This window comes from Curtobacterium sp. MMLR14_002 (assembly GCF_001864975.1).
Taxonomy (GTDB): domain Bacteria; phylum Actinomycetota; class Actinomycetes; order Actinomycetales; family Microbacteriaceae; genus Curtobacterium; species Curtobacterium flaccumfaciens.
On sequence record NZ_MJGT01000048.1, the window covers coordinates 1 to 25,448 of the forward strand.

Annotated in this window: 26 protein-coding genes; 14 read left to right on the forward strand and 12 right to left on the reverse strand. The window is 72.6% G+C overall.

Annotation, left to right across the window (positions count from 1 at the left end; translation table 11 throughout):
• Positions 1-66 precede the first annotated feature (66 nt).
• The gene (locus BIU91_RS05495; RefSeq protein ID WP_071404567.1) at positions 67-777 is read right to left on the reverse strand and encodes a YceI family protein; all 711 of its coding nucleotides are present in this window, start codon (positions 775-777) and stop codon (positions 67-69) included.
• An 83-nt stretch (positions 778-860) separates the two neighbouring features.
• Between BIU91_RS05495 and BIU91_RS05500 the strand changes: the two genes are divergently transcribed.
• Together BIU91_RS05500 and BIU91_RS05505 are read left to right on the forward strand one after the other, a co-directional pair.
• Complete coding sequence (locus BIU91_RS05500; protein WP_084740708.1) at positions 861-2,174, forward strand: glycosyltransferase 87 family protein; 1,314 nt, start codon at positions 861-863, stop codon at positions 2,172-2,174.
• Positions 2,171-2,479, forward strand: coding sequence for a thiamine-binding protein (locus BIU91_RS05505; RefSeq protein WP_071404568.1), 309 nt, complete (start codon positions 2,171-2,173; stop codon positions 2,477-2,479). The genes BIU91_RS05500 and BIU91_RS05505 overlap by 4 nt, the downstream gene beginning before the upstream one ends.
• 3 nt (positions 2,480-2,482) lie before the next feature.
• On the opposite strand, the gene BIU91_RS05510 is transcribed toward BIU91_RS05505, so the two are convergent.
• Positions 2,483-2,671 (reverse strand): hypothetical protein, encoded by a 189-nt coding sequence (locus BIU91_RS05510; RefSeq protein WP_139196694.1) that lies wholly within the window; start codon positions 2,669-2,671, stop codon positions 2,483-2,485.
• 128 nt (positions 2,672-2,799) lie between these two features.
• On the opposite strand from BIU91_RS05510, the gene BIU91_RS05515 reads away from it, so the two are divergent.
• On the forward strand, positions 2,800-2,979 hold the full coding sequence (locus tag BIU91_RS05515; protein WP_071404570.1) for a hypothetical protein: 180 nt from the start codon (positions 2,800-2,802) through the stop codon (positions 2,977-2,979).
• A 124-nt stretch (positions 2,980-3,103) separates the two neighbouring features.
• Positions 3,104-4,369 (forward strand): MFS transporter, encoded by a 1,266-nt coding sequence (locus tag BIU91_RS05520; RefSeq protein WP_071404571.1) that lies wholly within the window; start codon positions 3,104-3,106, stop codon positions 4,367-4,369.
• A 189-nt stretch (positions 4,370-4,558) separates the two neighbouring features.
• Here the strand turns inward: BIU91_RS05520 and BIU91_RS05525 are convergent, their stop codons facing one another.
• The 6 genes from BIU91_RS05525 to BIU91_RS05550 all read right to left on the reverse strand — a co-directional run bounded on the left by BIU91_RS05525 (position 4,559) and on the right by BIU91_RS05550 (position 12,227).
• Entirely contained in the window at positions 4,559-5,230 is a 672-nt protein-coding gene (locus BIU91_RS05525) for a response regulator transcription factor (protein WP_017888182.1), read from the reverse strand.
• Positions 5,231-5,317: 87 nt separating this feature from the next.
• Entirely contained in the window at positions 5,318-6,640 is a 1,323-nt protein-coding gene (locus BIU91_RS05530; protein WP_084740710.1) for a hypothetical protein, read from the reverse strand.
• The gene (locus BIU91_RS05535; protein ID WP_071404572.1) at positions 6,637-7,794 is read right to left on the reverse strand and encodes an ATP-binding protein; all 1,158 of its coding nucleotides are present in this window, start codon (positions 7,792-7,794) and stop codon (positions 6,637-6,639) included. The genes BIU91_RS05530 and BIU91_RS05535 overlap by 4 nt, the downstream gene beginning before the upstream one ends.
• Positions 7,795-7,927: 133 nt before the next feature.
• Positions 7,928-9,130, reverse strand: coding sequence for a homoserine O-acetyltransferase (locus tag BIU91_RS05540; protein ID WP_071404573.1), 1,203 nt, complete (start codon positions 9,128-9,130; stop codon positions 7,928-7,930).
• Positions 9,131-9,398: 268 nt separating this feature from the next.
• Positions 9,399-10,730, reverse strand: a complete 1,332-nt coding sequence (locus BIU91_RS05545) for a bifunctional o-acetylhomoserine/o-acetylserine sulfhydrylase (protein WP_071404574.1) — start codon at positions 10,728-10,730, stop codon at positions 9,399-9,401.
• 405 nt (positions 10,731-11,135) lie between these two features.
• Positions 11,136-12,227, reverse strand: a complete 1,092-nt coding sequence (locus tag BIU91_RS05550; RefSeq protein ID WP_071404575.1) for an acyltransferase family protein — start codon at positions 12,225-12,227, stop codon at positions 11,136-11,138.
• A gap of 122 nt (positions 12,228-12,349) precedes the next feature.
• Between BIU91_RS05550 and BIU91_RS05555 the strand changes: the two genes are divergently transcribed.
• From BIU91_RS05555 to BIU91_RS05575, 5 genes are all read left to right on the forward strand, one after another.
• Positions 12,350-13,123: an SDR family oxidoreductase gene (locus tag BIU91_RS05555; protein WP_071404576.1), complete on the forward strand. Its 774-nt coding sequence runs from the start codon at positions 12,350-12,352 to the stop codon at positions 13,121-13,123.
• Between the two features lie 82 nt (positions 13,124-13,205).
• Positions 13,206-13,733 (forward strand): phosphoribosyltransferase, encoded by a 528-nt coding sequence (locus tag BIU91_RS05560; RefSeq protein WP_051596753.1) that lies wholly within the window; start codon positions 13,206-13,208, stop codon positions 13,731-13,733.
• The gene (locus BIU91_RS05565) at positions 13,730-14,449 is read left to right on the forward strand and encodes a Type 1 glutamine amidotransferase-like domain-containing protein (protein WP_071404577.1); all 720 of its coding nucleotides are present in this window, start codon (positions 13,730-13,732) and stop codon (positions 14,447-14,449) included. The genes BIU91_RS05560 and BIU91_RS05565 overlap by 4 nt, the downstream gene beginning before the upstream one ends.
• A 5-nt stretch (positions 14,450-14,454) precedes the next feature.
• A complete protein-coding gene (locus BIU91_RS05570; RefSeq protein WP_071404578.1) occupies positions 14,455-15,138 on the forward strand; it encodes a uracil-DNA glycosylase in 684 nt (227 codons plus the stop codon).
• A 9-nt stretch (positions 15,139-15,147) separates the two neighbouring features.
• Entirely contained in the window at positions 15,148-15,753 is a 606-nt protein-coding gene (locus BIU91_RS05575) for a GNAT family N-acetyltransferase (RefSeq protein ID WP_027465815.1), read from the forward strand.
• 106 nt (positions 15,754-15,859) lie between these two features.
• Here BIU91_RS05575 and BIU91_RS05580 read toward each other — a convergent pair whose 3' ends face one another.
• Complete coding sequence (locus tag BIU91_RS05580; RefSeq protein ID WP_071404579.1) at positions 15,860-16,558, reverse strand: FCD domain-containing protein; 699 nt, start codon at positions 16,556-16,558, stop codon at positions 15,860-15,862.
• Between the two features lie 207 nt (positions 16,559-16,765).
• Between BIU91_RS05580 and BIU91_RS05585 the strand changes: the two genes are divergently transcribed.
• From BIU91_RS05585 to BIU91_RS05595, 3 genes are read left to right on the forward strand one after another with little or no spacing between them, the layout of a single operon-like run.
• Complete coding sequence (locus BIU91_RS05585; RefSeq protein WP_071404580.1) at positions 16,766-18,322, forward strand: SLC13 family permease; 1,557 nt, start codon at positions 16,766-16,768, stop codon at positions 18,320-18,322.
• Positions 18,319-18,888, forward strand: coding sequence for a gluconokinase (locus BIU91_RS05590; RefSeq protein ID WP_071404581.1), 570 nt, complete (start codon positions 18,319-18,321; stop codon positions 18,886-18,888). The genes BIU91_RS05585 and BIU91_RS05590 overlap by 4 nt, the downstream gene beginning before the upstream one ends.
• A 27-nt stretch (positions 18,889-18,915) precedes the next feature.
• Positions 18,916-20,241: a cytochrome P450 gene (locus tag BIU91_RS05595; protein ID WP_071404582.1), complete on the forward strand. Its 1,326-nt coding sequence runs from the start codon at positions 18,916-18,918 to the stop codon at positions 20,239-20,241.
• Between the two features lie 39 nt (positions 20,242-20,280).
• Here the strand turns inward: BIU91_RS05595 and BIU91_RS05600 are convergent, their stop codons facing one another.
• Both BIU91_RS05600 and BIU91_RS05605 read right to left on the reverse strand, forming a co-directional pair.
• Positions 20,281-21,198, reverse strand: a complete 918-nt coding sequence (locus BIU91_RS05600; protein ID WP_071404583.1) for a L,D-transpeptidase — start codon at positions 21,196-21,198, stop codon at positions 20,281-20,283.
• A 24-nt stretch (positions 21,199-21,222) separates the two neighbouring features.
• On the reverse strand, positions 21,223-22,896 hold the full coding sequence (locus BIU91_RS05605) for an ABC-F family ATP-binding cassette domain-containing protein (protein ID WP_071404584.1): 1,674 nt from the start codon (positions 22,894-22,896) through the stop codon (positions 21,223-21,225).
• Positions 22,897-22,948: 52 nt separating this feature from the next.
• Here BIU91_RS05605 and BIU91_RS05610 point away from each other — a divergent pair, with 52 nt between their 5' ends.
• Positions 22,949-23,365 (forward strand): HIT domain-containing protein, encoded by a 417-nt coding sequence (locus BIU91_RS05610; RefSeq protein ID WP_071404585.1) that lies wholly within the window; start codon positions 22,949-22,951, stop codon positions 23,363-23,365.
• A gap of 31 nt (positions 23,366-23,396) precedes the next feature.
• Here the strand turns inward: BIU91_RS05610 and BIU91_RS05615 are convergent, their stop codons facing one another.
• Positions 23,397-23,696, reverse strand: a complete 300-nt coding sequence (locus tag BIU91_RS05615) for a hypothetical protein (RefSeq protein ID WP_071404586.1) — start codon at positions 23,694-23,696, stop codon at positions 23,397-23,399.
• A 40-nt stretch (positions 23,697-23,736) separates the two neighbouring features.
• Between BIU91_RS05615 and BIU91_RS05620 the strand changes: the two genes are divergently transcribed.
• Positions 23,737-25,182, forward strand: coding sequence for an amidase (locus BIU91_RS05620; protein ID WP_071404587.1), 1,446 nt, complete (start codon positions 23,737-23,739; stop codon positions 25,180-25,182).
• Positions 25,183-25,448 lie beyond the last annotated feature (266 nt).

The window sequence follows — 25,448 nt, forward strand, 5'->3', positions numbered from 1 at the left end:
GCCAGCTGGCACCGCGCCTCCCGGCCGTCGGCGGTCACGTCACGGGCGTGACGCGCGTCGCGGACGTCAGCTCGCGGGGGTCGCGTGCACCAGGAACTCGACGGAACCCGCGTCGTCGACCTTGACGAACCCCAGGCTCGGGGCCTGCACGCCGTAGTCCGAGAAGGTGATCGGGACCGAGCCGGAGATGTCGACGCCGTCGCCGTTCAGGCCGACCTGCAGCTTCGCGGTGACGTCCTTCGTGACGCCGTGCAGGGTGAGCTTCCCCGGAGCCGTCACGGTCGTCGTGTCGGAGCCGCTCGGGACCGCGTCGGCGATCGGCGCGGTGAGTTCGAAGGTGGCCTCGGGGAAGGCCGCGGCGTCCATCGCGGAGTCGCGGAAGTAGGCGTCGCGCTGGTCGGAGTCGGTGGTGATGTCGGCGACCTGCACCGCGATCTTGGCCGCGGTGATGCTCGTGCCGTCGACGGTCGCGGTGCCGGAGACGCTGTCGGTGCGGCCGGTGACGGTGACGTCGGAGCCGTTCAGGACCTCGTGGACGCGGTACCCGGCCTCGGAGTCGCCGCCGACCGTCCACTCGCCGGACAGGTCCGTGTCGTCGAGGGTGGAGGCCTCGCGGGTGGCGGCGACGGACGGCGCGGCCGAGGCCTTCGCGTTCTCGTTGCTCGTGTAGACGTTCGTGAAGACCACCGCGCCCACGACGCCGAGGACGACGACGGCGGCGATGACGGAGATCCAGATGACGGCCTTGCGGCGCTTGCGCGGGGTGTCGGTGGTCACGAGCAGAACGGTGACACGTCATGCTCGGGAGACCCTGAGTCCGTGGCAGCGACCGTCCCCGGTCCGGCCGCTACGCTCGTCCGGTGCAGAGGACCTCGACCCGGTGGCTCGAACTCGCCGGCTTCGTCCTGGCGTTCGTCGCCGTGCACGGGTTCCTGTGGTGGCTGACCCTCGTGTCGGCGAACCTGCCGCTCGGTGACGTGACCATCACCTACAGCCGCTGGATCGAGACCGGGCGGACCGCGGACTTCTGGGTCGGCATCGACGGCGCGTGGGTGTACCCGATCCTGGCGATCGTGCCGATGGCGGCAGCGGCCCTCGGGGGCGTCGCGTCGATCGGCACCGGCTGGCTGCTGCTGATGGTGCTGCTCGATGCCGTGGCGTGCGCGTTCCTGTGGCGGTTCCGGGCGCGTGTGGGGTCGTCGGACCGCTTCGGCGTGCACGGCGTGCGGGTCGTCTGGTGGTGGCTGCTGTTCCTGCTCGCGCTCGGGCCGATCGCGCTCGGTCGGATCGACACCGTCGCAACGGTGTTCGCGCTGGTGGGCGTGGCGTTCGTGGCCTCGAGGCCAGCCGTCGCGTCCGCGCTCTTCACCGCCGGCGCGTGGACGAAGGTGTGGCCCGCGGCGCTCGTCGCGGTGCTGCTGCTCCTGCGTCGCGGACACCGCCGGGGTGTGCTCGCCGGAGCGCTGGTGCTGAGCGCCCTGATCGTGCTCGTCGACGTGCTGTGGGGCGGTGCGCCGTACCTGCTGTCCTTCGTCGGTGAGCAGACCGGTCGTGCGCTGCAGATCGAGTCACCGCTCGCGACGCCCTTCATGTGGGCCGCAGCGTTCGGCGTCCCGGGTACAGCGGTGTTCTACGACCAGGAGATCCTGACCTTCGAGGTGTCCGGTGCCGGCACGTCCGCCGCCGCCGCGGTGTCGACGCCGCTGATGGCCGTCGTCGTGGTGGCCGGGGTCGTGCTCGCGCTCTGGGCCGCGCGCCGCGGTGCCCGTCGGGCCGAGCTCGCGCCGGTGCTCGCGCTGCTGTTCGTCGCGGCGCTCATCGCGACGAACAAGGTGGGGTCGCCGCAGTACATCGGCTGGTTCGCGGTGCCGATCGTGTGGGGACTCGCGGCGGGCACCCCGAGCGCACGTCGGTTCGTGCCGATCGCGGTGACCGCGCTGCCGATGGCGCTGCTCACGCAGGTGATCTACCCGGGCTACTACGACCAGTTGCTCGGTGTGCAGCCGTGGATCCTCGTGGTGCTCACGGTGCGGAACGTGCTCGAGGTGGCGATCCTGGTGTGGAGCGTCGTCGTGCTGGTGCGGATGGGGCGTCGCGCGGGGTCCGGACGGGTGTCGGCGCGCTCGTCGCCGTCCGTGCGCGACCAGCCCGAGCCGGGCAGGATGGACACATGATCGTCGCCTTCTCCGTCGCTCCGTCCGGTGGTCCCGCTGCAACGTCCGACGGGTCCGTGCACGACGCCGTCGCGGCCGCCGTGCGCGTGGTGCGCGAGAGCGGGCTGCCGAACCGCACCTCGTCGATGTTCACCGAGATCGAGGGGGAGTGGGACGAGGTCATGGACGTCGTCAAGCGCGCCACCGAGGCCGTCGGGGAGTACGGAACCCGGGTGTCACTCGTGCTCAAGGCCGACATCCGACCCGGGCACACCGGCGAGATCGACGGCAAGCTCGAACGGCTCGAGGCCGCGCTCGGCGAGTAGTGGTCAGCGGCGCCGACGCGGACGCCTGCGGCGACGGGGGTCGGTGCCGACGACCGCCGCGACCGTCAGCAGGACGAGGCCGGCGACCGCGAACACCACGACGACGACGATCCCGAGCGGGTCGGTGACGTCCTCGCAGTTCGCGGTCGCGCCGGCGGCGCAGGAGGCCAGGACGGTCGTGACGGTGGGCACGTCGTCATCCTGCACCGCAGCGTCGCCCGACACGCCGGAGCGGTCCCTCGGATGTCGGTGGTCGGGTGTCTCATGGTCTGCATCGAGCCACTTCCGGTGGCCTGCGAGACGACGATGAGGAGCGCGTGATGATGCACGACGGCTGGTGCCCCGACTGCGACCTGCGAACGGTCGTCATCGACACGGACGAACAGGGCGAGAACGCCTGGGCGACCTGCGCGGAGTGCGGCACCGGATGGGTGCACCGCGACGAGCTGCCCGAGCAGGCCCCCGCACGGACCCGCACCCCGGAGCGCCAGGCGGCCTGAGCACCAGCGGGCTTTCGCTGGTCCGTTGGAGCGGTCTACACTCGATAGACCAGGACATCATGGCCGCCCCGTCCGGTGGGGTGCTGCACCGTCGTCCCGCTCCGCCCGCACGAGAACAGGCCCCATGTCACAGCTCACGCCTGCGCGTCGCACCCTCGCGCTCATCTCGCTCGCTCTCGGCGGGTTCGCCATCGGCTCGACCGAGTTCGTCGCGATGGGGCTGCTGCCGAACATCGCGCAGGCCCTGCTCCCCGAGCAGTACGGCATCGACCCCGACGCCGGGATCGCCCACGCCGGCTGGCTCGTCAGCGCGTACGCCCTCGGGGTGGTGGTCGGTGCGCCGACCATCGCGGCGATGTCCGCCCGGTTCCCGCGCAAGGGCCTGATCCTCGTGCTGCTCGTGGGGTTCGTCGTCGCGACGATCGCGAGCGCGCTGCTGCCCTCGTTCGGTCTGGTGCTCGTCGCCCGCTTCGTCGCGGGTCTGCCGCACGGCGCCTACTTCGGCATCGCCTCGATCGTCGCCGGCGACATGATGGGCCCGGGCAAGCGCGGCAAGGGCATCGCCATGGTGCTGCTCGGCCTGTCGGTCGCGAACGTCGTCGGCGTCCCGGCGATCACGTGGGTCGGACAGGTGGCCGGGTGGCGGGTCGCCTACGGCGTCGTCGCCGCGCTGTTCGCCCTGACGTTCCTGGCCGTCGCGGCCTTCGTGCCGAAGAGCGCCCGCGACGAGCACGCCACGATCGGCCGTGAGCTCCGGGCGTTCCGCGTGCCGCAGGTGTGGATCGTGATGGGCCTCGGTGCCGTCGGGTTCGGCGGGTTCTTCGCGGTGTACTCGTACATCTCCCCGCTCGTGCAGAACGTCACCGGCATGCCCGAGTCGTTCGTGCCGATCGTGCTCGTCGTCGTGGGCATCGGCATGGTCGTCGGCGGGGTGCTCGGCGGACACCTGGCCGACCACAGCGTGAAGCGCACGATCTACGTCGGCATGTTCGCGCTCATCGGCGCACTGCTCATCACCGTCCTGACGGCGCAGTGGCTCTGGGGCATGCTGCTCGGCGCGTTCCTGCTCGGGGCGACCTCGTCGGCGATCCCGCCGGCGGTGCAGTCGCGCCTGATGGACGTCGCCGGGGATGCCCGCACGATCGCGGCGGCGCTGAACCACTCGGCGTTCAACATCGGCAACTCGATCGGTGCTGCCCTGGGCGGCGCGGTCATCGCCGCCGGCTTCGGGTTCCTCGCACCGGGCTGGCTCGGCATCGGCCTCGCGCTGCTCGGCGTCCTGGTGACGATGGTCAGCTACGCGGTCGAGCGGCGGAGCACGCGTCGTGCCGCGGTCCGCTCCTCGTCACCGTCCACCGGTCCGATCACCGCACCGGTCCCGACGGCCTGACACGCGGGGTGCGCGCACGCACCCACCGGACGGGAGGCCCGTGGCGACGCCGCCACGGGCCTCCCGTCCGTCACGTGGCGCGGCCAACGCACATGGTGAGCAGCAATGGTCGGGTCCTGTGACGGGACCCGACCATTGCTGCTCACGAAGCGCAACGCGCGAAGCGCAAAGCGCAAAGCGCAACGCGCGCTAGAGCCCCAGGGGGCTGCCGTCCTGCACGATGATGCCGTCGGTGATCGCACGCTTCCGCAGCGCGACCTTCGTGCCCACGTCGAAGCCGGCGACGCGGTACTTCTCGCGGATGCGCTTGAGGTAGCTCTTCGCGGTCTCCTCGGAGATGCCGAGCTGGTAGGCGACGCTCTTGACGGGCTCGCCACCGCCGTACAGGGCCATCACGCGACGCTCCTGGGCGCTGAGCTTCGGGACACCGCCGACGTCGCCGCTGTTGATGGCGAGGTCGAGCTCGGCCGAGACGTACTGCTCGCCGCGCTGGGCGGAGCGGATCGCCTCGACGATCATGTCGGCGTCCTCGCTCTTGACCAGGTACCCGAGGGCGCCGGCACCGAGGGCCTCGCGCACGACGTTCGGCTCCGAGTACGTGCTCATCACGACGGTCTTGACGCCCGCGGTCTTGAGCGTCGAGATCTTCAGCGACACCGGGATGGAGTCCTTGAGGTCCAGGTCCAGCAGCACCACGTCGACCGGGAACGCCGGGCTCGTCAGGAGCTCGGGCCAGGTCGTGACGGCGGCCACCAGGGTGATGTCGTCGGCCGCGTTCCGGATCCACTCCGTGAGCGCGCCGAGGAGCATCCTGTGGTCGTCGACCAGTGCGAGTCGGATCGGTTCCTCTGGAGTCGCCATGCTGGCGTCCTTTCTCGGTGCGGATTGCTCGGCCGATCATAGGAGGATGCGGGCCGGAAGTCGGTCAGGCGTGCGGGTGTCCGGCGGCTACATCGACGGATGTCGGTTCACGACGCAGTGCGCGACGATGTGCAGCGCGCCGTCGCGGACGGTCTCGGTGTACGGGCCGATGCGCTGCAGGGCACTCCACGCCGTCGGGCCGAGGCTGCGCCGGGGCACCCCGCGGGACTCGATGACGACGGGGACGTCCATCGTGTCGTCGCTGACCGGGTGACCGTCGGAGCCGATCGGACCGAGGGTGACGGAGACGACGGGCATGCCGGGCTGCGCGGTGCGGCCGTCGCCGACCATCTGCCAGATCGCCTGCAGCAGCCCGTCGCGCTGGGTGGGGGAGAGATGCCCCGCCAGGGCGGTCGGGTCGGCGACGCTCACCGAGCGACCGAGGTGGTCGGACTCGGTGATCGCGTGGTAGAGCCAGGTCTCGCGACGGCCCTCGATCAGGTGCAGGCGGAGCTCGGTGGCGAGCGACGCGGCGACGGAGCTCGAGGCGTCGGACAGCGGCAGCGGGTCGGTGCCGTTGGCGACGGCGTCGAGCAGCTTCTCGGCGGCCAGGTCGAGCCGGGCGAGCTCGTCCGAGGCGAGCATGCCGACGGCGAACTGCGGCGCCTGCACGTTGCTCTGCACGAGCACCCGGTCGAGTTCGCGCTGCACGAGCTGGCGGAACCGCTGCACGACGTACAGTGCGAGCGCCGGTGGCACGACGACGAGTGACAGCAGGGACACGATGCCGGGCATGGTGTCGTTCGTGATCGGCGTCGACGCGACAGCCATCACGATGAACGCGATGCCGAGTGCACCGATGGCGACGGCGACCTCGCGGGCGGGGCGGAGCGTGGCGATCGGCAGCAGGGCGAACCCGGCGGCCATCGACGCGGTCGCGGTGTGCGCGATGTCGTGCTCGGGCCAGATGCCGATGAAGTCGAGCGTGACCACGCAGGCCAGCACGACGCAGATCAACGCGAAGGCCGGACCCGTCAGCCGTTCGCCGTAGGTCAGGACGCTGAGTCCGACCCCGACGGCGGCGACGACGTAGAGCCCCCAGGCGACCGCGGGCAACCACGGGTCGGAGTACTCGTTCCAGCGCACCAGGAAGAACGCGATGCCGGCGACGGCCTCGATCGCGGTGAGGACCGCGGCGCCGAGGCCGAGGTACCCGGCACCGAGCGAGGCGCCGGGCTTCGCGGCCTGGCGCAGCGACCGGGCGCCGGTCGACGTGGACGGGAGCCCTCGGGCCTGCCGGCGCTCGCTCGTCCGGTACCGCTCGCGCGCCTCGCGGCGGGTACGGGGTGCTGGCGGAGCGGTCTCGCCGGGCAGGCTGCGGCCGATCGTGTCCTCGGGGACCCGGGTCATCGCGGTGCCTCCAGGACGACGGTGGTGCCGGAGCCCGGCGCGGAGAAGAGCTTCGCGTCGCCGCCGACCTCGCGCAGGCGGTTCACGACGCTCTCCTTGAAGCCGAGTCGCTCGGCACTGACGGTGGTGAGGTCGAAGCCGACGCCGGAGTCGGTGACCATCGCACGGACGACCTCGTTGTCGTGGACGATCGTGACGTGCGCCTCGCCGACGCCGGCGTGTCGACGGACGTTCTCGAGGCACTCGCCGAGCGCGAGCAGGAACGCGTCGAGCACGTTCGACGGCAGCAGGACCTGCCCGGTGCCGTGCCAGCTGACCTCGAGCCCCATCCGGCCGAAGCGCTGCTTGACCGACTCGAGGGTCTGCCCGAGCGGTGATTCCTCTTCGCGGGTGAGCGAGTAGTCACCGGACTGCGAGGGCTGCGGGGTCGCACCGAGGCGCAGGTGCCGGAGCAGTCGGGCGTCCTCGGCGGCCTGCTCGCGCATCGCCTGCTCGGAGACGCCGACGCCGGAGTGCGCCAGCAGCGTCAGGGTCGCGAGCACGGTGTCGTGCAGCAGGCGGGCACCCTGGCGGCGCTGGGCCTCGGTCTCGCTGGCCTGCCGTTCGGCGCGGTGGGCGGTGCCGATGCTGTAGATGCGGCGGGCGACGCGGGGGATGCTGCGCGAGATCCAGATCGCCACGACGGCCATCAGGATCCACCCGAGCAGTGCGCCGCTGACCGGGGTCGACAGGAGCGAGCCCGATCCCCACACCATGAGCACCACCACGGCGCCGCCCCCGGCGATGGTGATGCCGAGACCGACCGGGTGCCCGCGCTGGGCCATCAGCGGTGCCGAGAGCCCGCCGGCGGCCAGGGGCATGACGGCGCTGGCGACGAGGGGCCGCGCGGCGTCCTCGACGCCGGTGAAGAGCAGCACCATCGTGGCGAGCCCGGCGACGACGATGGCGGCGGTCCACCACACTTCGCCGCCGCGAGCGAAGCACACGAGGGCGGTGATCATCGCGGCGATGCAGAGGAGTGCGCCGATGAGGGGCAGCGTGGGCACGGCGGCGGCGGAGATGATGCCCACGACGCTGACCAGCGCGCAGACGATGCCCACGACACGGGTCGCCGACCGCAGCAAGCGGTCGCGTTCCTGTGCGATGAAGTCCATCGATGTCCTGGTTGGTGACGATCTGGGCGGTGCGGGAAACCGAGCGTCGGTCAGTGCCGAGCTCCACGCCATCATTCCACGCGCGCCACCCGTTGGGGGGTCTTCGGCGCGCCGTGGTGGCTGGCGGGCTCGCTCAGGAGTCGAGCAACCGCCGCAGGTGCGCCCCGACCTGCTCGTGCTCGATGAGGAACCCGTCGTGTCCGAACTCGCTCTCGATCACCGCTGCGGTGTTCCCGTCGAGTGCATCGGGCACGCCCGCGGCGATCCGGTGCTGGTCCTCGACGGGGAACAGCCGGTCGCTCGAGATCCCCACGACCAGGGTCCGCGCGGTCACCAGCCCGAGTGCCGCCGACACCCCGCCGCGCCCGGCGCCGACGTCGTGCGAGTCCATCGCGTACGTCAGCGTCACGTAGCTCGAGGCGTCGAACCGCCGGGTGAACTTGTTGCCGTGGAAGTCGAGGTAGCTCTCCACCGAGAACCGGCCGTCGTCGCCGAGCGGTGAGACGTCGCTCTGCCAGGACCGCGCAAAGCGGCTGTTCAGCTCGTCCGACGCCCGGTACGTCATGAGCGCCATCCGCCGGGCCAGCGACAGCCCCCGGTGCGGTCCCTCGCCGACGTCGGCCTCGTAGTAGTCGCCGCCCGCGAACGCCGGGTCCATCTGGATCGCGGCCCGCTGCAGCGAGTTCGCCGCGATCTGGTCGGCGGTGGTCTGCGCCGTCGACGCGAGGACCGCCAGCCGCCGTACACGCGCCGGGTGCGAGACCGCGAACTCGAGGGCGTGCATGCCGCCCATGGACCCGCCGACGACGGCCGCGAAGGTCTCGATGCCGAGCCGGTCGGCGAGCTGCGCCTGCACCTCGACCTGGTCGCGCACCGTCACGAACGGGAACCGCGAGCCCCACTCCGCGCCCGACGGCGACACCGACGACGGCCCGGTGGTGCCCTGGCAGCCGCCGAGCATGTTCGGCGCGATCACGAACCACCGGTCGGTGTCGATCGCCCGGCCGGGGCCGACGACGTCGCCCCACCAGCCGGCGGTGCGGTGGCCCGGGCCGGCGGCACCGGTCACGTGCGAGTCCCCGGTCAGGGCGTGCAGGACGAGCACCGCGTTGTCGCGGGCGGCGTTGAGCGTGCCCCACGTCTCGTAGGCCACGCGCACGGACGGCAGGCGGCCGCCGCGCACCCACTGCTCGCCGAGGGACTCGAAGTGGCGTGCACCCGGGTGGTCACCGGGACGCCAGGCACCGGTCACGGGCGGCTTGCCGAGGGTGCCGAGTTCGGTGCCGGGCACCAGGGTGGACGGCACGGAGTCCTCGGGGGTCGTCTGCCAGTCCATCGTGCGTCCAGTCTGCCGGGAGGCGCGGGTCGCCGCCGCCGTGTTACGTCACGCCCGGCGCGTGGCCGGGTGTCCGGGCCGTGCTCGCCGTTCCGTGCGCGCGCATGTTCCGACATCGTGCGCGTTGTTCGACTCGTGGATCGTCGCACCATGCGCACGTACCGGATGCGTGTGCAACGAGCGACGTCCCACGCGTCGATCGACACGTGGGACGTCGCAACATGCACGCGCATCGGCAGCCAGCCAGCCAGGCCCGGCCGCGCGAACCCTACGCGCGCTGGCTCTCCTGCGCGATCGCCCGGGCCGCCGCAAGCCCGGCCTCGAGGTCGGCCTTCAGGTCGGCGATGTTCTCGATGCCGACCGACAGCCGCACCAGGCCGGGCGTGACCCCGGTGGTGAGCTGCTGCTCGGGGGTGAGCTGGGAGTGCGTGGTCGACGCCGGGTGGATCACGAGCGAGCGGACGTCACCGATGTTCGCCAGGTGCGAGAAGAGCTGCAGGTTGTCGACGAACGCCTTGCCCGCGGTGACCCCGCCCTTGAGTTCGAACGACAGCACGGCGCCGACGCCCTTCGGCGCGTACCGGTTCGCGGCCGCGTACCAGGGCGACGTCGGCAGCCCGGCGTAGGCGACCGTGGCGACGTCGGGGTGCTGGTCGAGCCACTCCGCGATCTCCTGCGCGTTCGACACGTGCCGCTCGATGCGGAGTGACAGGGTCTCGATGCCCTGCAGCAGCGCGAACGCCGTGTCCGCGGAGTTCGACGCACCGAGGTCACGCAGCAGCTGCACCCGGGCCTTCACGATGTAGGCGAGCTCGTTGCCGACCGCCTCGGCGAAGACCGCGCCGTGGTACGACGGGTCGGGCGTGTTGAACTCCGGGAACCGGTCGGCGTGCTGCGACCAGGCGAACTTCCCGCCGTCGACGATGATCCCGCCGATGACCGTGCCGTGGCCACCGAGGAACTTCGTGGCCGAGTGCACCACGATGTCGGCGCCGTGCTCGAACGGACGGATCAGGTACGGCGTCGCGATCGTGTTGTCGACGATCAGCGGGACGCCGGACTCGTGGGCGACGTCGCTGACGCCCGTGATGTCGAGGACGTTGATCTTGGGGTTGCCGATGGTCTCGGCGAAGAACAGCTTCGTGTTCGGTCGGACGGCGCGGCGCCACTCCTCGAGGTCGTCCTGGTCCTCGACGAACGTCGTCTCGATGCCGAGCTTCGCCAGCGTGTACTTGAACAGGTTGTACGTGCCGCCGTAGATCGACGACGACGACACGATGTGGTCACCCGCCCCGGCGATGTTCAGCACCGCGTAGGTCTCGGCAGCCTGGCCGGACGCGACGAGCAGGGCCCCGGAGCCGCCCTCGAGCGCGGCGATCCGCTGCTCGACGACGTCGTTCGTCGGGTTCATGATCCGGGAGTAGATGTTGCCCGGCTTGGCGAGCGCGAACAGGTCGCGCGCTTCGTCCGAGTTCGCGAAGACGTACGAGGTCGTCTTGTAGATCGGCGTCGCTCGGGCGCCCGTGGTCGGGTCCGGCTGCGCGCCGGCGTGGACCTGGGTGGTCTCGAACTGCCACTGCGCGGCGTCGTGCTCGGTCATCTTGGTGCTCCTGTCCGGTGCGGCTGGTCGTCGGGTCGCCCTGCGCTCGGCCTGGAGGCGCGGCGCGGCTGTGCGTCGGGTGTCACGGTACGCAGGTGGCCGGGCCCGCACCACCGCACCCGCCTCGGGACGTAACGCACCCGCCCGACGCGCCACGGGCCTCCCGGCCGGCCGGCCGTCTGTCCGCACCGTGCTGTCACCGTCGGACGGTGCGAGGTCGGTGGTTCCGTGCGGCGCTACCGCGCCGCACGGAACGGGCAAGCTCGCACCGGCCGGAGGAACGCGCACGGTGCGAGGTTCCGTCGGACGGTGCGAGGTCGGTGGTTCGGTGCGGCGCGGTAGCGCCGCACGGGACGGGCAAGCTCGCACCGGCCGGAGTAGCGCGCACGGTGCGAGGTGGCACCGCTACGCCTTGTCGCGGCGGAACAGCCAGTCGACCTTCGGCTCGAGCAGCCACCGCATCCCGCGCCGCACGAAGGGTTGCGCCAGGAAGAGGCTGACGGCACACGCGATGACGACCATGAGGAGCACGAACGGCCATGCCGAGTGCTCGCCGGCCAGGACGCCGGACTCCCGGATCGGGTAGAGCACGAACGTGTGGAGCAGGTAGACGTACATCGTCGCCGCGCCGAACCGGGTGATCCAGATGTTCCGACGGGGGATGAGCACCAGGAACGACGCCGTCAGCAGGGTCGCGAGCAGCATCAGGCCGAAGCGCACCGCACCCGCCCACCAGGCGTCCTCGCCGAGCCCCGAGTAGGAGTCGTCGTAGAAGAACCAGTGGTGCAGGTCGAACTCCTTGAACTGCGGGATCCAGACCGCGCAGGACACCGCCCACGCGGCGAACACCACGACGGCGGCGATCCGCACCCGGACGACCGTGCGGCGGGACGCCTCGTACCAGCGGTCGAAGACGCCCCACTGCTTGACCTGCCACCCGAGCAGGAAGAACGGCAGCAGGCTGATCGCGCGGGACAGCGAGAGCGTGGAGTCGACGTTGTCGAAGTAGCCGACGCCGATGCTGAACACGACCGCCCAGAACAGCGGCCACCGCAGCTGCGCCAGGTACGGCAGGATCAGCTTGAAGATGCCCAGGGCCAGCAGGAACCACAGGGTCCACGTCGGTTTCGTCGGGTTGAAGTCCTTGCCGCCCTCGACGATGCCCTGCACCACGGTCCAGATCGTCTGCATGATGATGTACGGCACGACGATGTCCGTGATCGTCCGCCGCATCCGCTTCGCCGTCGGGGTGTCCGCCGACGAGAAGTAGCCGCTGATCACACCGAACGCCGGCATGTGGAACGCGTAGATGAACGTGTAGAGCGCCAGGGCGTGCTCGCTCGCCGGCGTCTGCCGCTGGATCGCGTGGCCGATCACCACGAGCGTGACCGCGACGAACCGCGCGGTGTCCCACATCGGGATCCGGCGCGGGGCTCGACCGGGCTCGAGCTGCGTCGCCGGGGCCGAGGGGGCGGGAGGGGCGGCATCCGTCGTCATCGCCGGTCACGTTACCGGATCGTGACCTGGACGGCCCGGTGCGGTGCCGGAACCGTCCCGCTCGGTACGGTGGACGGACCGGGCCACCACGCGCCCGGTCACCGACGCAGGAGGCAGATCACATGGCAGCACGGCGCGCAGTCGTCACCGGAGCGAGCTCGGGCATCGGGGCGGCCACCGTCCGGCTGTTCCGGTCGCGGGGCTGGGACGTGCTCGCCGTGGCCCGTCGCGCCGCGAAGCTCGAGGCGCTCGCCGCGGAGACGGGGGCCGACACCCTGGTCGCCGACATCACGGACGCCGACGACGTGGCGACGCTCGCCGCGCGGGTCGCGGACCTCGGCGGTGCCGACGTGCTCGTGAACAACGCGGGTGGGGCGTTCGGTTCGGCGAGCGTCGAGGAGTCCGACGTCGACGACTGGCGCGCCATGTTCGAGGTCAACGTGATCGGCACGAAGCGGGTCGTCTCCGCGCTGCTGCCGCACCTGCGCGACCGCGCTCGGGAGTCCGGGGGAGCCGACATCGTCACGGTGACCAGCACCGCCGGGTTCGTCGCGTACGAGAACGGTGGCGGCTACAACGCCGCGAAGTTCGCCGAGCACGCCCTGGTCGGCGCGCTCCGGCTCGAACTGAACGGCGAGCCGATCCGGGTCGTCGAGATCGCGCCGGGCATGGTGAAGACCGACGAGTTCGCGCTCACCCGGTTCGGCGGGGACGAGCAGAAGGCCGCCGCCGTGTACGACGACGTGCCGGAGCCGCTCGTGGCCGACGACGTCGCCGAGGCGATCGTGCACGCGGTGGAGCTGCCGGCACACGTGAACCTCGACCTCGTGACGATCCGGCCGGTGGCGCAGTCGGCGCAGCACAAGCTGGCGCGCGGCCCGCTGACGCCCCGCTGAGCCAGCCCGCACCGGCCCCGCGCAGCGCCCGGGCTGCTGCCGCGGGTCGCGGGCGCGGGCTCCCTGCCGGTACCGTGGTCGGATGCCGATCAGCAGCGAACCCGAGCCCGCGGCTCCGTCCACCGTGACCGTGACGAGCGGGCCCGAGGTACTCGGCTGGCTCGAGTTCGGTGACGCCGCACGCCTGCTCGCCAAGGACGTCCTGTCCAGCGGCTTCGAGCCCGAGGTCGTCGTCGCCGTCGCCCGCGGCGGACTGATCATCGCCGGCGCCGTCGCGTACGCCCTCGGCACCAAGGAGTGCGGCTCGATCAACGTCGAGTTCTACACCGACGTCGAGCAGCGGCTGGAGGAGCCGGTCGTGCTCGCCCCCGCCCTCGACGCCCCGAGCCTGGCCGGCAAGCGGGTCCTCGTCGTCGACGACGTGTCGGACTCCGGCCGCACCCTGCGCCTGGTGGTCGACATCATCCGGAACGCCGGTGCCGACGTCCGGAGCGCCTGCCTGTACTCGAAGCCCGGCACCGTCCTCGAGCCCGACCACGTGTGGCGCCGGGTCGACGGCTGGATCACGTTCCCGTGGAGCGCCCTCGCCCCCGTGACGGCCGAGTCGTGAGCATCCACCTGGTCGGCGGCGGTCTCTTCGCCGCCGCGGACGCCGCAGCGCCGTTCCTCGCCGAGGCCACCGCCCGTTCGGCAGCGGTCGGCCGGAGCGTCCCGCGCATCGCCCTGCTCTCCGTGGCGGGCCCGGACGGCGGCAGCCCGTCGTCGACCGCCGACATCGCCGAGGTCCTCGGCGGCCCGCGCACGGCCGAGGTGCTCGTCACCGAGGTCGCGGCCGGTCAGGTCTTCGACACCACCGTCCTGAGCGATGTCGACGCCCTGGTCGTCGGAGGCGGCGTCACCCCCGACTACCTGGCGGCGATCGCTCCGCTCGTCGACCAGCTCCGGCTGCTCGTCTCCGACGGTCTGCCCTACCTCGGCTACTCGGCCGGTGCGATGATCGCCGCCGACCGTGCCCTGGTGGGCGGCTGGCGCATCGGCGGCGTCGAGATCTGCCCCGAGGCGGCGTCCGAGGGGCTGGACGAGGTCGAGCTCCGCGAGGGCCTCGGCCTGGTCGACCTGACCATCGACGTGCACGCGGTGCAGGCCGGCACGCTCGCGCGGCTCATCGCCAGCGCCGAGGCCGAGTTCGTCACCGCCGGACTCGCGATCGACGAGGACACCACGCTCGTCGTCGGCGAGGGCGCGCTCGAGGTCCGCGGGACCGGCAGCGTCTGGCGTGTGATGGCCGGCGAGGAGTCGGTGGCCGTCGCCACCATGGGCGCGTAGCCGACGTGGAACCACGGCCACTCGCCGACCTGGTCGACCCCGGCTGGGCCGATGCCCTCGCACCCGTCGAACCGGACGTGCACCGGATCGGCGCATGGCTCCGGGACGAGACCGCAGCCGGTCGCCACTACCTGCCAGCGGGCGGCGACGTGCTGCGCGCGTTCACGACCCCGTTCGACGCCGTCAAGGTGCTGGTCGTCGGGCAGGACCCGTACCCGACGCCGGGCCACCCGATCGGGCTGTCCTTCGCCGTCGACCCGGCCGTCCGTCCGGTGCCGCGGAGCCTGGCGAACATCTACCGCGAGCTCGCCGACGACCTCGGGGTGACGCCCCCGCCGCACGGCGACCTGCGTGCGTGGTCCGACCAGGGCGTCTTGCTGCTCAACCGGGTGCTCACCGTGCAGGCGGGCGAGGCCGGCAGCCACCGCGGCAAGGGCTGGGAAGCGGTGACCGACCAGGCCGTCCGCGCCCTGGTCGCCCGTGGCACCCCGCTCGTCGCCGTGCTCTGGGGTGCCCAGGCCGGTTCGGTGCGACCGCTCCTCGGCGACACCCCGGTCGTCGCGTCGGCCCACCCGAGCCCGCTCAGCGCGTCGCGCGGGTTCTTCGGCAGCCGCCCGTTCTCGCAGGTGAACGCGCTGCTCGAGTCGCAGGGCGCACCGCCCGTCGACTGGACGCTGCCCGCTCAGTAGGCTCGGCACGTGCTCGAGGAGGAATACCAGCGACGGCGGGTCCTGCCGCGACACCTGCGTGCCCCGGCGGCGACCGAGACGGCCTTCGAGTACCGCATCCGTGCGGCCGAGGTGGGGGACCTGCCCCACGTGCGCGAGATCCACACGCACTACGTCCGCAACTCGTCGGTGACCTTCGACCCGGCGGCGTTCACGTACGCCGCGTGGAAGAAGCGCTACGACGACATCCGGAAGCGCCGCCTGCCGTTCCTGGTGGCGGAGAACCCCGCCGGGCAGATCCTCGGGTACGCCCTGGTCGACGCGTGGAACCCGCGGGACCGCTCGAACCACGTCGTCGAGGACTCGATCTACCTCGGCGCCGCGTCCGGTGGCAAGGGGCTCGGCCGCGCGCTGATGGAGGCGCTGCTCGACGAGTGCCGCTCGGCCGGTGTGCGTGAGGTCGTCGCGGTCATCGCGGACCGCCAGGCCGAGGCGTCGATCCGGCTGCACGAGCGGCTCGGCTTCGAGGAAGTGGGCCGGATGGGCAAGGTGGGCTACAAGTACGACCGCTGGCTCGGCACCGTCACGATGCGGCTCCGCCTGCGCGGCCCGCGACTGTTCGCGCGACGACGCTGACGGAGCCGACGCGGTCGACGCGCGTCACGCTCGAGACGCGGCCGCGGGGCGGACGGGAGGCCCGTGGCGGCCCCGGCACGCGCCTCCAGGCCGTCGCCCGGTCGCGTCAGCCCGCCGGCGCCTCGGTGATGAACTCGTCCCGCGTCACGCGGAGCAGCGCGGTGGCCGCCGCCGCGGCGGCGTCCGCGTCACCGTCGACCGCTGCGCGCCCGACCGCCTGGTGCCGGAGTGCCGCCTCGCGCGTCCAGCGCGTGATGGGGTCCCGCGACTCCGACGTGCGGGTGCGCAGGAGCGCCTCGACCGTGCCGGCGAAGTGCGCGAACACGGCGTTCCCCGACCCGGTGAGCAGTGCACGGTGGAAGCGGACGTCGGCCTCCAGGTAGGCGCGGCTGTCCTCGCGTCCGCAGGCGTCGAGCATGTCCTCGGCGGCGGCGAGCACGGCGTCCGCGCCCGCGGAGCCGGCGGTCAGGGACGCCGCGACCGGTTCGACGCCGAGCCGGAGCTCGACGAGCTCGCGCTGCTGCACGAAGTACGCCGGTGAGGTACCGCGCCACCGGATCACGGTGGGGGCGAGCAGCTCCCACGCGGTGATGTCGCGGACGAGCGTGCCGACCCGCTGCCGGGGCTCGACCAGGCCGAGGGACTGCAGGACGCGCAGGGCCTCGCGGACGACCGAGCGGGACACCCCGAACTCGTCGGCGACCAGTTCGGGTCGCACGACGGAACCCGTGGCCAGGTCGCCGTCGACGATCCGCTGGCCCAGGGTGTCGAGCACGTGGGCGTGCAGTCCGCGTGCGGTGGGCATCGTTTCCTCCGTGCAGTACGGGTCACGCGGTCGCCGTGACGCCGGTCCCATCGAAGCGGCAGACTCCGGGGACGGGCGGTTGGCGCGCGGGACGACGGCGTATAGTCTGATTAATCAGATTATTGAGGGTCGGCGTTCGTCGCGCCAGTCCACCCTCGACACGAAGGCGACGGAGCCGCGCAGCAGCGACTCCAGGAAGGGGCGCTGATGCCTCACGCTCTCCCGGACCACCTGCTCGCCGCGGGTGGCACCACCGAGACGGTCGACCCGTCCGGTTCGATCCCGCAGCTGATCATCGCGGCGCTCGTCGGCATCGTGGTGATCATCGCGCTCATCACCTGGCTCAAGGTGCACCCGTTCATCGCGCTCACGATCGGCGCGCTCGGCGTCGGCATCGGCGCGGGCCTGGCGCCGGACAAGGCGGTCACCAGCTTCGGTGACGGCTTCGGCGCGACCATGACGAGCGTCGGCATCCTCGTCGGGCTCGGGGCGATGTTCGGCAAGATGCTCGTCGACTCCGGCGCAGCGGACCGCGTCGTGGACACCCTGGTGCGGAAGTCGTCGAAGGCGGCGCTGCCGTGGACGATGGCCCTGATCGGGGCGCTCATCGGGCTGCCGATGTTCTTCGAGGTCGGCCTCGTCCTGCTCATCCCGATCATCGTGCTCGTCGCAAAGCGCAGCGAGGTGCCGATCATGAAGATCGCCGTCCCCGCGCTGGTCGGCCTGTCGACGATGCACGCGTTCGTCCCGCCGCACCCCGGCCCGCTCGTCGCGATCTCCACCGTCGGTGCGAACCTCGGCACCACGCTCGCCTTCGGCATCGTGCTGGCGATCCCGGTGATCATCCTGGCCGGGCCGCTCTTCGCCCGCTTCGCGGCCCGCTGGGTCGACATCCCCGTCCCCGACATGTTCGGATCGCGTGGGGCGGTCGCCACCGCCGGGCCGGGTTCGGGGTCGGGTTCCGGGTCCGCCGCCTTCGCCGACGACCCGGCACACCCCGGACGGGAGGCCCGGCGCGGCCCCGCCACGCAGGACACCGCGTCCCTGCCCAACGGCAAGAGCGACTTCACGCGCGTCATCAGCGAGCCGCGCAGCCCCTCGTTCACCGTCGCCCTGATCGGCATCCTGCTGCCGGTCGTGCTCATGCTCGCCCAGGCGATCCGTGAGGCCACCGCCCCCGACGCCGCCGGCTCGTGGGTGAGCCTGCTCGACTTCCTCGGTTCGCCGATGATCGCCATCGGCATCGCGGCCGTCTACGCGATGGTCTTCTTCGCGATCGGCGGCGGGATGGACCGCTCGGCGGTGTCGAAGTCGCTCGAGAGCGCGCTGCCCCCGATCGCCGGGGTGCTGCTCATCGTCGGTGCCGGCGGTGGGTTCAAGCAGGTGCTCATCGACACCGGGATCGGCGGCGTGATCGCCGACGCCGTCAAGGACTCCGGCGTCTCGGTGCTGCTCGTCGCCTGGGTCGTCTCGGCCCTGGTGCGCGTGGCGACCGGGTCGGCCACGGTCGCCACGGTGACCGCCGCCGGCATCATGGCGCCGATCGCCGCCGATCTGTCGACGCCGATGACCTCCCTGCTCGTGCTCGCCATCGGTGCCGGCTCGGTGTTCCTGTCGCACGTGAACGACGCCGGGTTCTGGCTGGTCAAGGGGTACCTCGGCACCACGGTGGGGCAGACGTTCAAGACGTGGACGGTGCTCGAGTGCCTCATCTCGGTGTTCGGTCTGCTCGGGGTCCTGCTGGCCGGGGTGTTCATCCGATGAGCGGCGCAGACCTCGGTGCGGCCGCTGCTGCCGGTGCGGCCGACGCCGGGCTGGACGCCCGCGTCCTGGTCGTGATGGGGGTCTCCGGGTCCGGCAAGTCGACCGTCGCCGCCATGGTGGCGGAGCAGGTCGGGTGGGAGTTCGCCGAGGGCGACGCGATGCACCCGCCGGCGAACGTCGACAAGATGCACGCCGGCACCCCGCTCACCGACGAGGACCGCTGGCCGTGGCTCGACGTCGTCGCCGGCTGGATCCGCGGACACCTGGACGCCGGGACGAACGGCGTCGTGACCTGCTCGGCCCTGAAGCGCTCGTACCGCGACGTGCTGCGGGCCCCCGGGGTGGTGTTCGTGCACGTGGCCGGTGACGGTGCGCTCATCGAGGAGCGGATGTCGCAGCGCTCCGGGCACTTCATGCCGACGTCGCTGCTGCAGTCGCAGCTCGCCACGCTCGAGCCGCCGCAGTCCGACGAGGCCCACCTGACGATCGCCGCCGACCGCACCCCGGAAGAGGAGAGTGCCGAGGTCGTGGCGCGGCTCGGACTGGTCCGGATCCCGAGAGCCTGATCGGGCGGTGCTCGGCAGCATGGCCGCATGGCGATCGACGACTCCCTCTCGCTCCTGACCCGCGGTTACGGGTTCGGTGCCCACCTGTGGCGCCGGACCCGCCCGGGGGCGCGGGCGGTGGGCTTCCGACTGCTCGGACGTCCGGCGCTGCTCGTGCGTGGTGCCGAGGGCGTCGGGCTGTTCTACGACGGCGACCGCACGGCACGCCACGGCGCGATGCCGGCGATCGTGCAGCGGACGCTGTTCGGCGTCGGCTCGGTGCACAGTCTCGACGGGGCGGAGCACCACCACCGCAAGGCCACCTTCGTCGACGTCGCGTACGAGGACGAGCAGGTCCGGCGCCTCGCACCCCTGCTGGCCCGGGAGTGGGCGACCGAACGCGACGCGTGGCTCGCCGGTGGCACCCGGTCGGCGTACGACGCGGCCGTCGGCGCGATCGGCCGCGCCGTCATGCGGTGGGCAGGGCTGCCGGGGACGCCGGCGGCGAAGACCCGCTGGGCGGCGCGGCTCGCCCAGGTCGTCGACGGCTTCGGGGTGCCCTACTCACCGGAGTACCTGCAGGCCGTCCTGAACCGGCACTGGTCGGACCGGCACGCCCGGCGGCTGGTCGAGGCCGTGCGCGGTGGCCGGTTGACCCCCGAGCCGCACACCGCCCTGCACGAGTGGGCGTGGCACCGGGACCCCTCCGGGGCGCTGCTGCCGGCGCGGCTGGCCGGCATCGAACTGCAGAACAGCATCCGGCCGGCCATCGCGGTGGCCCGGTTCGTGGCGTTCGCGGCGAAGGAGTTGCACGACCGGCCGGAGTGGCGGGGACGGATCGCCGCCGAGAGCGCGGCGGCCGAGGTCGCTGACGGGCCGCGCGTCGACGGCCCGCGCGTCGACGGCCCGCTCGCCGTCGGTCCGCGCGTCGACGGCCCGCTCGCCGTCGCCTTCGCGCAGGAGATCCGCCGGACCGCGCCGTTCGTGCCGATGCTGCCCGCCTGGGCCACCACGGACGTCGAGCTGGACGGCGAACACCTGCCCGCCGGCGGGCGCGTGGTGCTCGACATCACCGGGACCGACACCGACGAGCGCTCGTGGGAGCGTGCCGGCGAGTTCGACCCGTCGCGGTTCCTCGGCGTGGACGATTTCGAGTCCATCACGACGTTCGTCCCGCACGGCGGTGCCGACGTCGCCACGGGGCACCGGTGCCCCGGCGAGAAGGTCGCGATCGCCGCACTCGCGGCCGCGGTCTCGGTGCTGAGCGACCCGCGGCTGACGATCCTCGACGACGGGCTCCAGGTCGACCGCCGCCGACTGCCGACGAAGCCGGCATCGGGTGGCGAGGTCCGGGGCCGCTGCCCCTTCCACTGACCCGGTCGGCTCCCGCCCCGGTGTCCGCGGGCCCGTCGCTCAGCTGAACCGGATCGGGGTGCCGACGGGCAGCGCCGCGAGCGTCTTCGTCATCTCCGCCGAGATCCGGACGCAGCCGTGCGAGCTGCCGGTCGGGTCCGGGTAGTAGTGCAACGCGGTCAGTGCCGCGTTGCCGCCGTACGACGGGATCCGGGACGAGTGCGCCCCGGTCAGGATGATCGGGTTGCCCTGCGTGTACGCGACGCGCGTGTCGACGTACGCCGCCTCGACGTAGGTGGCGGTGTCGGCCGGTGTGGGGTCCTCCGGCGTCCCGAGCCGGGCGGCCTCGGTTGCCGTGACCTTGCCCGACCGGGTGACGACGGACACCGTGCTCGCCGCGACGTCGACCGTGATCATCCGGTCGGTGCGCGTCACGGTGAAGTCGGCGGCCCGGGCCCAGGCGAACGTCGCGCTCGGGGCGTCCGGGTCGCCGCCGTCACCGGGGGTGCGGTTGCGGGACGGCGTGGACACCAGGAGCATCCCGCCGTCCTTGCCGGGGGAGCGATCCCACACCGCGGTCGCCGCGGGTCGGTTGATCGTCGACACCAGGTGGGACAGGGTCGCCACCGGCCGGGCGCGGCTCGACGGGCTCGCGTACAGGGCGACGAGCTGCGTGCGCGGGGTCGCGATCTGCCACGTGTCCTCGGGCTCCACGTCCCCGCCGTCGAGCAACTGCGGCACGACGGCGTCGTGGAACGCCAACGGCAGCGCGGCCAGGGTCGCGTCGGACGGTGCAGCGGGGACGGCCGCGAGCGTCGGCCTCGGTTTCGGCGTGGCGCTCGGGGTCGGTGTCGTCGTGGCCCGGGCCGCGCGGGTCGGCTCCGGTGCTGGCGACCCGACGGTCACCCCCACCACGACGGCGGCGACGGCGAGCACCACCACCCCGGCAGTCGTCGCGATCCAGGTGTTGCGTCGCATGGTGCTTCCCCCTCGGTCGATCCGTCAGCGTTCGGTGACGGTGCCGCCCTCGACCCGCCACTGCCGGTCGAGTCGGACGGTCTCCAGCATGCGCCGGTCGTGTGTGACGAGCAGTAGGGTCCCGTCGTAGGACTCCAGCGCCTGCTCGAGCTGCTCGATCGCGGTGAGGTCGAGGTGGTTGGTCGGTTCGTCGAGGACGAGCACGTTCACCCCGCGGGCCTGCAGGAGCGCGAGTCCGGCCCGGGTGCGCTCGCCGGGGGAGAGCGCCGAGGCTGGTCGGCCGACGTGGTCCGCCTTCAGCCCGAACTTCGCGAGCAGCGTCCGGACGTCGGCGGTGGTGTACTCGGGGACGATCGCCTCGAACGCCGCTGCCAGGGGCTGGTCACCGGTGAACGCCGCACGCGCCTGGTCGACCTCGCCGACCGCGACGCTGGACCCGAGCGAGGCCGTGCCCGTCGTCGGCGCCTGCTTGCCGAGCAGCGCCCGCAGCAGGGTGGACTTACCGGCGCCGTTCGGGCCGGTGATGCCGATCCGGTCACCACCGTCGACCTGCAGCGAGACCGGGCCGAGGGTGAAGTCGCCCTGGGTGAACGTGGCGTTCGACAGCGTCGCCACGACGGCCGACGACCGGGGTGCGCTGCCGATCGTGAACTCCAGCTGCCACTCCTTGCGCGGCTCCTCGACCTCGTCGAGCCGGGCGATGCGGGACTCCATCTGCCGGACCTTCTGCGCCTGCTTCTCGCTCGACTCCGAGGCGGCACGGCGGCGGATCTTGTCGTTGTCCGGGCTCTTCTTCATCGCGTTCCGGACACCCTGGCTCGACCACTCGCGCTGCGTCCGTGCCCGCGAGACCAGGTCGGCCTTCGTCGACGCGAACTCGTCGTACGCGTCACGCTTGTGCTGCCGGGCGATCTCGCGCTCCTCGAGGAACGAGTCGTACCCGCCGCCGAACAGCCGGTTGGACGACTGCGCCAGGTCGAGCTCGAGCACCGAGGTCACCGAGCGCGCCAGGAACTCACGGTCGTGACTGACGAGCACCACCCCGCCGCGCAGCCCGCGCACGAACGCCTCGAGCCGGTCGAGGCCGTCCAGGTCGAGGTCGTTGGTCGGTTCGTCGAGCAGGACGATGTCGAACCGCGACAGCAGCAGCGCGGCGAGCCCGACGCGGGCGACCTGCCCACCGGACAGCGCGGTCATCAGGGAGTCCGGGCCGACGCCGTCCGCACCGGAGTCGCCGGTGCCGGGTTCGAGGCCGAGGTCGGCGAGCACCGCCGGGATCCGGTCCTCCAGGTCGGCGGCCCCCGCGGCGAGCCAGCGGTCGAGCGCCGCCGAGTACCGGTCGGCCGCTGCGTCGCCGGCGTCGGGGTCCCCGAGCGCCGCCGCTGCTGCGTCCATCGTCGCCGTCGCCTCGGTGCAGCCGGTCCGCCGCCCGAGGTACGCCGCGACGGTCTCGCCCGCGATGCGCTCGTGCTCCTGGGGGAGCCACCCCACGAACGCGTCCGTCGGTGCCAGGGACACCGTGCCGGCCAGCGGCTCGTCGACCCCGGCCAGCAGCCGGAGCAGCGTGGACTTGCCGGCACCGTTCACACCGACGACCCCGATCACGTCACCAGGCGCCACCGTCAGGTCGAGGGAGTCGAACAGCGTGCGAGCGGCGTACCCGCCGGACAGGCCCTTGGCGACGAGCGTGGCGGTCATGCGCCCATCGTCCCACGCGGAGCGGGCACCCCACGTGCAGCAGACTGGGCCGATGGACTCCTGCGTCTTCTGTGCCGTGATCGCCGGTGACCAACCCGCCGTGTGGGTCGAGCGCGAGGAGCACGCCGTCGCCTTCGCACCCCTGCCCGACTCGGCGCTGGCTCCCGGCCACACCCTGGTCGTGCCGGTCGAGCACACCGCCGACCTGCTCAGTGCAGGACCCACGGCACTCGCCGCCACCACGGCACTGGCGCAGCGCGTCGCCCGTGCGATGAAGGGGGCGCTCGGCGCGACCGGGACCGTCGTGCTGCAGGCATCGGGCGCGGACGCCGGCCAGAGCGTGCCGCACCTGCACCTCCACGTCGTGCCGTGCTGGCCGGACGACGCCACGACGCACTGGCCGGAGCGACGATCCGCGCACGTGGTCGACGGTGACCCGCACGCGCTCCTCGCCGAGATGTTCGAGTAGCCGCCCGAGCAGACCCTGCCCGGCCAGACCCTCAGCCCCGCGGCACCAGCCGACCCGCACCCACCGGCAGCAGCCCGCCCCGGTACTCGAGCGCCGTCGCGCCGCCGACCGGCACCGAGGCCGCCCCGAACCGCCACGCGCGGTTGAACAGGTACACGCCGATCACCGTGTCGCCGTCGTCCGGCACCGCCCACGTGCCGGTGCCCCACTGGGCCGGGTGCCCCACCCCGTCGACGGTGACGGTCGGCCGGGCGAACCAGGCGAACAGGGGCCGGACGAGCCGGAGTTCGATCCGGCGCTTCGTCGTGCCGGAGGGGAGAGTGGTGTCCACCGTCGAAGGATACGGGCCACCGCCGCCTAGGCTCGGAGCCGTGTTCGAACTCCACCACCTCTCCGCACAGGAACTCTGGGACTGGATCCGCCGGGGCGAGGCGACCGCCCTCGAGGTCACCGAGCACTACCTGTCCCGCGTGGAACGCCTGGACGCCGGACTCGGCGCCTTCGTGACGGTCACCGCGGACGCTGCCCGGGCCCGAGCCGATCGCCTCGGCCACCTGGTGCCGACGTCGAGACCGTTGTGGGGCCTCCCGTCCGCCGACAAGGACCTGTACGACCGCGCCGGCGTCCCCACGCGGAACGGCACCGCGAGTCTGCCGGAGCGTCCCGCGTCGGCTGACCACCCGCTCGTCGCCGCGCTCGACGCGGCCGGCACCGTCAGCCTCGGCAAGACCGCGTCACCGGAGTTCGGCATGTCCTCGTCGTCCGAGACCCGGCTCGGCGTGACGCGGAACCCCTACGACACCACGCGCGCGCCGGGCGGGTCGTCGAGCGGTGCAGCCGTCGCCGTCGCCGCCGGACTCGTGCCCGCCGCGGTCGGGTCGGACGGCGGCGGATCGGTTCGGATCCCCGCCGCGGCGACCGGACTCGTCGGCCTGAAGCCGAGCCGCGGCCGCGTGCCGTCGATGCCCGGCCGCTCCGGCGTCGGCGGCCTGTCCGTGGCCGGGCCGCTCACCCGGTCCGTCGCCGATGCGGGCATGCTCCTCGACGCGCTGGTCGCGCCGACCGGGCTGCCGGAGCCCTCGCCGTACGCCCTCGTCACCCCCGACGTCGGCGAGGGACCGTTCACCGCGGCCGCCGTCCGCGGCGAGGGCCGGTTCGTCGTCGGGGTGCTCGAGGGTTCACCGTGGGACGACACCGTCGACGTGGTCGTCGACCCCGCGGCCCGGGCTGCCGTGGAGACCGCCGTGCGGGTGCTCGGCGAGGTCGGGCAGGGCGTCGAGGACGTCCGGATGCCCCGCGTGCCGTATGCCGACGCGTTCCGGGTGGCGTGGGAGAGTTCCGCCGCCCGCCTGCCGCAGGTGCCCGGCATCGACCTGTCGTCGCTGACACCGCTCGTGGCGTGGCTCGTGGCGCGCGGGCAGGCGCTGTCCGGCACGCAGGTCCTCGACGCGATGACGACGCTCGACACCTTCTCGACGACGCTCATCGGCGCGTTCGACCGGTTCGACGCGGTGCTCACGCCGACCCTCGCGATGACGCCGCGGCCCCTCGGCTGGTACGGCGACGACCCCGACGAGGACTTCCGCCGCCAGTGCGCGTACTCGCCGTGGACGTCGATGGCGAACGTCTCCGGGCTCCCCGCGATCACCCTGCCGGTCGGCGTGACCGACGACGACCACCCCGACGGCGGCGGCCTGCCGATGGGCGTGCAGCTGATCGGGCGCCCCGGCGGCGAGCGCGTCCTGCTCGCGATCGGCGCGCAGCTCGAGCGCCGGTTGCGCTGGCAGCGGCGGCACCCGGCTGCCTGGACCGCCTGACGGGAGGCGCGGGGCCGCTCCGGTGCGCGGGGTGCGGGGGCGCGGGCGCGCGGCGCACCGTGCGGCGTTGTCAGGCTGGTGCGGGGTTGCTTGCTCGATGCGGCCTTGTAGGCCGGCTCCGTGCGGGCAAGCCCGCACGGAGTGGCGGGGTGCGCACGGTGCGGTGGACTCGTGTGCGTCTGGTCTGGAGGCGCGGGTCGGGCCGGTGCCGTGCCTCCTGTCTGGCGCACGGTGCGGTTTCGTGCATGTGGTGCGGCGTTGCTTGT

Coding starts and splice junctions, on each gene's coding strand:
- BIU91_RS05535 (WP_071404572.1), bottom strand. CDS start 7,794: ATGGACTTCATCGCACAGGAACGCGACCGCTTGCTGCGGTCGGCGACC.
- BIU91_RS05610 (WP_071404585.1), top strand. CDS start 22,949: ATGGACTCCTGCGTCTTCTGTGCCGTGATCGCCGGTGACCAACCCGCC.
- BIU91_RS05605 (WP_071404584.1), bottom strand. CDS start 22,896: ATGACCGCCACGCTCGTCGCCAAGGGCCTGTCCGGCGGGTACGCCGCT.
- BIU91_RS05555 (WP_071404576.1), top strand. CDS start 12,350: ATGGCAGCACGGCGCGCAGTCGTCACCGGAGCGAGCTCGGGCATCGGG.
- BIU91_RS05585 (WP_071404580.1), top strand. CDS start 16,766: ATGCCTCACGCTCTCCCGGACCACCTGCTCGCCGCGGGTGGCACCACC.
- BIU91_RS05505 (WP_071404568.1), top strand. CDS start 2,171: ATGATCGTCGCCTTCTCCGTCGCTCCGTCCGGTGGTCCCGCTGCAACG.
- BIU91_RS05520 (WP_071404571.1), top strand. CDS start 3,104: ATGTCACAGCTCACGCCTGCGCGTCGCACCCTCGCGCTCATCTCGCTC.
- BIU91_RS05580 (WP_071404579.1), bottom strand. CDS start 16,558: ATGCCCACCGCACGCGGACTGCACGCCCACGTGCTCGACACCCTGGGC.
- BIU91_RS05600 (WP_071404583.1), bottom strand. CDS start 21,198: ATGCGACGCAACACCTGGATCGCGACGACTGCCGGGGTGGTGGTGCTC.
- BIU91_RS05525 (WP_017888182.1), bottom strand. CDS start 5,230: ATGGCGACTCCAGAGGAACCGATCCGACTCGCACTGGTCGACGACCAC.
- BIU91_RS05545 (WP_071404574.1), bottom strand. CDS start 10,730: ATGACCGAGCACGACGCCGCGCAGTGGCAGTTCGAGACCACCCAGGTC.
- BIU91_RS05540 (WP_071404573.1), bottom strand. CDS start 9,130: ATGGACTGGCAGACGACCCCCGAGGACTCCGTGCCGTCCACCCTGGTG.
- BIU91_RS05515 (WP_071404570.1), top strand. CDS start 2,800: ATGATGCACGACGGCTGGTGCCCCGACTGCGACCTGCGAACGGTCGTC.
- BIU91_RS05590 (WP_071404581.1), top strand. CDS start 18,319: ATGAGCGGCGCAGACCTCGGTGCGGCCGCTGCTGCCGGTGCGGCCGAC.
- BIU91_RS05530 (WP_084740710.1), bottom strand. CDS start 6,640: ATGACCCGGGTCCCCGAGGACACGATCGGCCGCAGCCTGCCCGGCGAG.
- BIU91_RS05595 (WP_071404582.1), top strand. CDS start 18,916: ATGGCGATCGACGACTCCCTCTCGCTCCTGACCCGCGGTTACGGGTTC.
- BIU91_RS05550 (WP_071404575.1), bottom strand. CDS start 12,227: ATGACGACGGATGCCGCCCCTCCCGCCCCCTCGGCCCCGGCGACGCAG.
- BIU91_RS05560 (WP_051596753.1), top strand. CDS start 13,206: ATGCCGATCAGCAGCGAACCCGAGCCCGCGGCTCCGTCCACCGTGACC.